The 5,754-nt window shown below is 67.5% G+C and carries 4 protein-coding genes and 1 pseudogene; 1 reads left to right on the top strand and 4 read right to left on the bottom strand.

The window, feature by feature from the left end:
- From AC5RV2_RS13870 to uvrB, 3 genes and pseudogenes are all read right to left on the bottom strand, one after another.
- A pseudogene (locus AC5RV2_RS13870) lies at nucleotides 1-229 on the bottom strand (MFS transporter); the annotation flags it as partial.
- A 39-nt stretch (nucleotides 230-268) separates the two neighbouring features.
- The gene (locus tag AC5RV2_RS13865) at nucleotides 269-1,387 is read right to left on the bottom strand and encodes a TerC family protein (RefSeq protein WP_494092814.1); all 1,119 of its coding nucleotides are present in this window, start codon (nucleotides 1,385-1,387) and stop codon (nucleotides 269-271) included.
- Between the two features lie 259 nt (nucleotides 1,388-1,646).
- Complete coding sequence (uvrB, locus tag AC5RV2_RS13860) at nucleotides 1,647-3,743, bottom strand: excinuclease ABC subunit UvrB (protein WP_494023150.1); 2,097 nt, start codon at nucleotides 3,741-3,743, stop codon at nucleotides 1,647-1,649.
- A gap of 162 nt (nucleotides 3,744-3,905) precedes the next feature.
- On the opposite strand from uvrB, the gene AC5RV2_RS13855 reads away from it, so the two are divergent.
- A complete protein-coding gene (locus tag AC5RV2_RS13855) occupies nucleotides 3,906-4,739 on the top strand; it encodes a VOC family protein (protein ID WP_494092813.1) in 834 nt (277 codons plus the stop codon).
- 11 nt (nucleotides 4,740-4,750) lie between these two features.
- On the opposite strand, the gene coaE is transcribed toward AC5RV2_RS13855, so the two are convergent.
- A partial coding sequence (gene coaE, locus AC5RV2_RS13850) for a dephospho-CoA kinase (protein WP_494092812.1) occupies nucleotides 4,751-5,754 on the bottom strand: 1,004 nt, incomplete at its 5' end.

Raw genomic sequence — 5,754 nt, 5'->3', positions numbered from 1 at the left:
CCAGCGGCAGCGCCGCCAGCGCGCCTGCCAGGGCTATCGCCATCGTGGACGTTCCCGCCAGGGCCTCGCTGCCGGTGAGCTCCACGGCCAGCAGCGAGCCGATGGCCAGCCCCGCGCCGTGGCCTAAGCCGCTGAACAGCTGGGCCAAGGACAGGGAAACAACGACGCGGCGCTGAACGGCCCTCGTGCGAGGGTCTGCGTTCAGCGCCGCGTCTTGTTGCTGGGTCACACGCCGATCCTAGTCGACCTGCAACCGGTTAGACCGCCGTTACTCGGTGTCGGACTTGGCGCGCTCGGCGTCCGACGGGACGCGCCCGGCCTCCGACTGGGCCGGCTCGGCGTCCGGCTCGGCGGTCTCGTCGTTTGCCCTGGCGCGCTCGGCGTCCTTTGCCAGCCGCGCGTCGATGGCTGCCTGGCGGCCGGCCGGGCTGAGCAGGCTGGCCACCGTGGCGACCACCAGGGTGCCGATGATCACGCCGAGCGACAGCTGGGTGGAGATCACCGGGACCCACTCAACATGCTGGCCTCCGTTAATGAACGGCACCTCGTTCTCGTGCAGCGCGTGGAAGATCAGCTTCACGCCGATGAAGGCCAGGATGATCGACAGCCCGTGCTTGAGGTAGACCAGGCGGTCCATCAGGCCGCCCAGCAGGAAGTACAGCTGGCGCAGGCCCATCAGCGCGAAGATGTTCGCCGTGAAGACGATGAACGCGCTCTGGGTGAGGCCGAAGATCGCCGGGATGGAGTCAACCGCGAACAACAGGTCGGTCATGCCGATGGTGATGAAAACCATGACCATGGGGGTGAACAGGCGCTTGCCGTCCACCGTGGTGCGCAGCTTGTTGCCGTCGTAGTGCTCGCTGACCGGCAGTTTCTTGGTCAGCCGGGAGATCAGCCCGGACTCGGAGCCCTCTTCCTCGTCCTCGCCCGAGTCTGTTGCCTGCTTCCAGGCGGTCCAGAGCAGGAACGCTCCGAAGATGTAGAAGACCCAGCTGAACTGGGCGATCAGCGTCGCGCCCAGCAGGATGAAGATGCCCCGCAGGATCAGCGCGATGATAATGCCGAACATCAGCACTTCCTGCTGGTACTTCCTCGGCACGGAGAACCTGGCCATGATGATGATGAAGACGAACAGGTTGTCCACGCTCAGGCTGTACTCGGTGATCCAGCCGGCCACGAATTCCTGGCCGTAGTCGGGGCCGGCCTGCCAGAACAGCAAGCCTGCGAAGATCAGCGCCAGCGTGACGTAGAAACCGACCCAAAGGCCGGCCTCCTTCATGGACGGCTCGTGCGGCCGCTTAACCACGTACAGCAGGTCAAACAGCAGGATGACGCCCAGGATTACGAAGGAGGTGATCTCAAAGGGCAGCGATAATTGGTCCGACACGGAACCTTGCCTTTCACAGAAGATGCCGCGCGGGTGCGGTGCGCGGGTGCGAGTGTTCGCCGCAAGTCTCTCCGCCTGCCGCTCTGCGGCCAGGCCACTGTGCCCGGCGGGGCGTCGATGCCCCGCGTGTTGACGTCCACAGTGTTCGGGATACTCCCCTACGCTCGGTCAAGTGTAGCGTAGGTGCGCCCGACGACGGCGGGCGCCCACCGCCGTCGTCGTTTCACCGCCGGAAGTCCGTGCGGCAGCTGCGGAGGGCTTAGGCGTGGCCGGCGGCGCGCATCTGCCGCAGGTCCTTCTTCAGGTCCGAGACCTCGTCGCGCAGCCGGGCGGCCAGCTCGAACTGCAGCTCCGCCGCGGCGGCGTGCATCTGCTCCGTCATCTGCGCGATCAGCTCGCCCAAATCCTCGGCCGGTGCCGCAGCCAGTCCGTCGCGGCGGATCTTGTCCTTGGGCACGGCGGCGGACAACCCCCGCTTGCCCTTGCCGTAGTCGAACTCCTTGAGCAGTTGCTGGGTGTCGGCGTCCTCGCGGGCCAGTTGGTCGGTGATGTCGGCAATCCGCTTCCGCAGCGGCTGCGGGTCCACCCCGTGTTTCTTGTTGTGCGCAACCTGGATCTCCCGGCGGCGGTTCGTTTCCTCGATCGCCTTGGCCATGGAGTCGGTGATCTTGTCCGCGTACATGTGCACCTGCCCCGACACGTTGCGGGCGGCACGGCCGATGGTCTGGATCAGCGAGGTGCTGCTGCGCAGGAAGCCTTCCTTGTCCGCGTCCAGGATGGCGACCAGCGAGACCTCCGGCAGGTCCAGGCCCTCGCGCAGCAGGTTGATGCCCACCAGCACGTCGAACGTGCCCATCCGCAGCTCGCGGAGCAGTTCCACCCGGCGAAGGGTGTCCACGTCGGAGTGCAGGTACTGCACCTTCACGCCGTGCTCGTTCAGGTAGTCGGTGAGGTCCTCGGCCATCCGCTTGGTCAACGTGGTGACCAGGACGCGTTCGTTGCGTTCCACGCGCGCGTTGATCTCGCCCAGCAGGTCGTCGATCTGGCCCTTGGTCGGCTTGACGATGACCTCGGGGTCCACCAGGCCCGTGGGCCGGATGATCTGCTGGACATAGCCGTCGGACTTGGACAGCTCGTACTTGCCCGGCGTGGCCGAGAGGTAGACGGTCTGGCCGATCCGCTCCAGGAACTCGTCCCACTTCAGCGGCCGGTTGTCCATCGCGGACGGCAGGCGGAAACCGTAGTCCACCAGATTGCGCTTGCGGGACATGTCGCCCTCGTACATCGCGCCGATCTGCGGCACAGTAACGTGCGATTCGTCGATCACCAGCAGGAAATCGTCCGGGAAGTAATCCAGCAGGCAGTGCGGCGCGGTGCCCGGACCGCGGCCGTCGATATGCCGCGAGTAGTTCTCGATGCCGTTGCAGAACCCCATCTGCTGCATCATTTCGAGGTCATAGGTGGTACGCATCCGCAGCCGCTGCGCCTCCACCAGCTTGTTCTGCGACTCGAGGACCTGCAGCCGGTCGCGCAGTTCGTCCTCGATGTCCCTGATCGCCCGGCTCATCCGGTCCTCACCGGCCACATAATGCGACGCCGGGAAGACGTACATTTCAGTCTCTTCGCGGATGATCTCCCCGGTAACGGGATGCAGCGTCTGGATGTTCTCGATTTCGTCCCCGAAGAACTCGATCCGCACGGCCAGTTCCTCGTACATCGGAATGATCTCTACGGTATCGCCCCGGACCCGGAACGTGCCCCGGTGGAAGTCGATGTCGTTGCGGGCATATTGCATGGCGACGAACCGGCGCAGCATGTCATCCCGGTTCATTTCCGCGCCCTTGCGGAGCGTGACCATCCCCGCGATGTATTCTTCCGGCGTGCCCAGACCGTAGATGCAGGACACGGTGGCCACCACGATGACGTCGCGCCGGGTCAGCAGCGCGTTGGTGGCAGAGTGGCGCAAACGTTCGACTTCCTCATTGATGGAGGAGTCCTTCTCGATGAAGGTATCCGTCTGTGCCACGTAGGCTTCCGGCTGGTAGTAGTCGTAATAGGAGACGAAGTACTCCACGGCGTTGTTGGGCAGCAGCTCGCGGAACTCGTTGGCCAGCTGCGCGGCCAGGGTCTTGTTTTGCACCAGCACCAGGGTGGGCCGCTGCACCTTTTCTACCAGCCAGGCGGTGGTCGCGGACTTGCCGGTGCCGGTGGCACCGAGCAGCACGACGTCCTTCTCGCCCGCCTGGATCCGTTCGGTCAGTTCCGCGATGGCGGCCGGCTGGTCGCCGGCCGGCTGGAATTCGCTGACCACTTCGAAGGGCGCCACAACGCGTTTGATGTCCTGCGCAAGACTCATGACGTTAACGGTAGACCCGATTGCGGTCAGGGTGGGTCCGGAATCGCTCTGGGCCTAACGTCGGTAGCGTATTGGCCCGTGCGCTGCCCGCCGGCCATTGCCCGCTGCCGGGCGGGTGCGATAGACCGGTGGGTGCAGCCGACGACGAACGGAAGGCACGCCATGGACCTGGTCCGGACCTATCCCGAGGGTGTGACGTCGTGGATCGACGTCGAACACCGTGACCTTGAGGCGGCCAAGGACTTCTATGGCGGGATCTTTGGCTGGACCTTCGCCGAGGCCATTCCGCCGGGGGTATCTCCGCGCTATGTGATCGCCAGGCTCGACGGCCGGGACGTTGCCGGCCTCGGCGAGGGTGCCGCGGGCGCCACCCCCGCGTGGAACACGTACGTCGCCGTCTTGGACTCGGAGGCGGCGGCGGAGAGGATCCGCTCCGCGGGCGGTCAGGTGCTCTCGGGCCCGGCCGACGCCGGTGAGGGCGGCCGGGCGACGCTGTGTGCGGATCCGGCCGGCGTCCCGTTCCGGCTCTGGCAGGCGCGGAACCGGCCGGGCGCCCAGGCGGTCAATATGCCAGGCGCGTGGAACTTCAGCGACCTGCACGCCGCCGATCCCGCCGCAGCGTCGGCCTTCTACGGAGAGGTCTTCGGCTGGCAGTTCGACGACGTCGGTTTCGGCAGCATGATTCGCGTCCCCGGCTACGGCGACCACCTGCAGGCGACCAGTGATCCCGGCATCCACGAGCGCCAGTCGGGCATTAACGTCCCGCCGGGATTCGCCGATGCCATCGGGTGGCTCACGGGCCTGCAGCCCGGTGAGACGGCACACTGGCACGTGGCGTTCACGGTCGCCGACCGCGACGAGACCGCCGCCGACGTTGAACGCCGGGGCGGGACGGTGCTCGGCCAAACCACGTCCGACTGGACCCGGGATGCCCTGATCCGGGACCCGCAGGGCGCCGTGTTCACCGCCAGCCAGTTCGCCCCGTCCGCGGGGTGAGGCCGGCGGCGCTAGCTGCCGACGGCGGGCGGTTTCCACCCGGTGTCCCGGGCCCACTCGTTCATCTGCGGATCGGCCGTCCGGCTGAACCAGTCTTCCTTCGCACGGGCGTAGCCGCCGGTCGAGGGGTCGGACGCATGCAGGCCGGCGAGCCGACGTTTCTCGGCCAGATACGCCGCGGCCGCACCGGGGTTGGCCCGCAGCCAGTCCCGGAACAGCAGGGCGTAGCGCCACCCCGGGGAACCGGCTTCCCGGATGTGGACGTTGACGGCACGGCCCGGGTCGGCGTTGCCGTGCAGTCTTTTCTGCCAGTCCCCCGGCTCCGGATGCTGTGGCCTCGGGGTGTCCCGCCAGGTACCCGGCCAGCGCGGGAAGCCGGCGGCCGCCAGGGCGTCCGCGGCGGAGTCGGCGTCGTCCAGGCTCCCCACGGTCACCTGCAGGTCCAGCACGTCCTTGGCCGGCAGCCCCGGAACGGCGGTCGAACCAACGTGGTCGACGGCAAGGATGCGCGGGTCGGCGCGGCTGAGCCGCGCCGCGAGCAGGGCTGCCTGCGCCGGCCACTCCGGCTGCGGGTCGAGCAGGACCGGCGGGCCGGTGCGCGGAGCCAGCCGTCCGGCCAAGAGGTTCCGGTTGAAGGGCACCAGGCGTTCCGCCCAGAGCGCGTCCAGCGCCGCTAACAATTCCTCCCGGGTGCCGTTGTTTTCCAGCACGACGTCGGCGGCGGCCCGGCGTTCGGCCGGGGATGCCTGGGCGGCGATGCGGGAACGGGCGTCGGTTTCGCTCATGCCGCGGTCCTCAACCATGCGCCGCAGCCGCTCGTCTTCGGGCGCGTCGATCACCAGCACCAGATGGAAGGAGGGGCTCTGCCCGGTTTCCACCAGCAGCGGGATGTCTTGAACCAGGATGGCGCCCTCGCCCGCTGCGGCCGCCCGCGCGGCCGCCGTGGCGCGCACCAGCGGGTGCACGATCCCATTCAGGCGCTCGCGGTGCGCGGGATCGTTGAAGACCAGGGCGC

Source organism: Arthrobacter sp. Y3225116, assembly GCF_059091245.1.
The sequence above is the reverse complement of the archived record's forward strand: the minus strand, read 5'-3'. Positions and strand labels throughout refer to the sequence as shown.

Coding starts and splice junctions, on each gene's coding strand:
- uvrB (WP_494023150.1), bottom strand. CDS start 3,743: ATGAGTCTTGCGCAGGACATCAAACGCGTTGTGGCGCCCTTCGAAGTG.
- AC5RV2_RS13855 (WP_494092813.1), top strand. CDS start 3,906: ATGGACCTGGTCCGGACCTATCCCGAGGGTGTGACGTCGTGGATCGAC.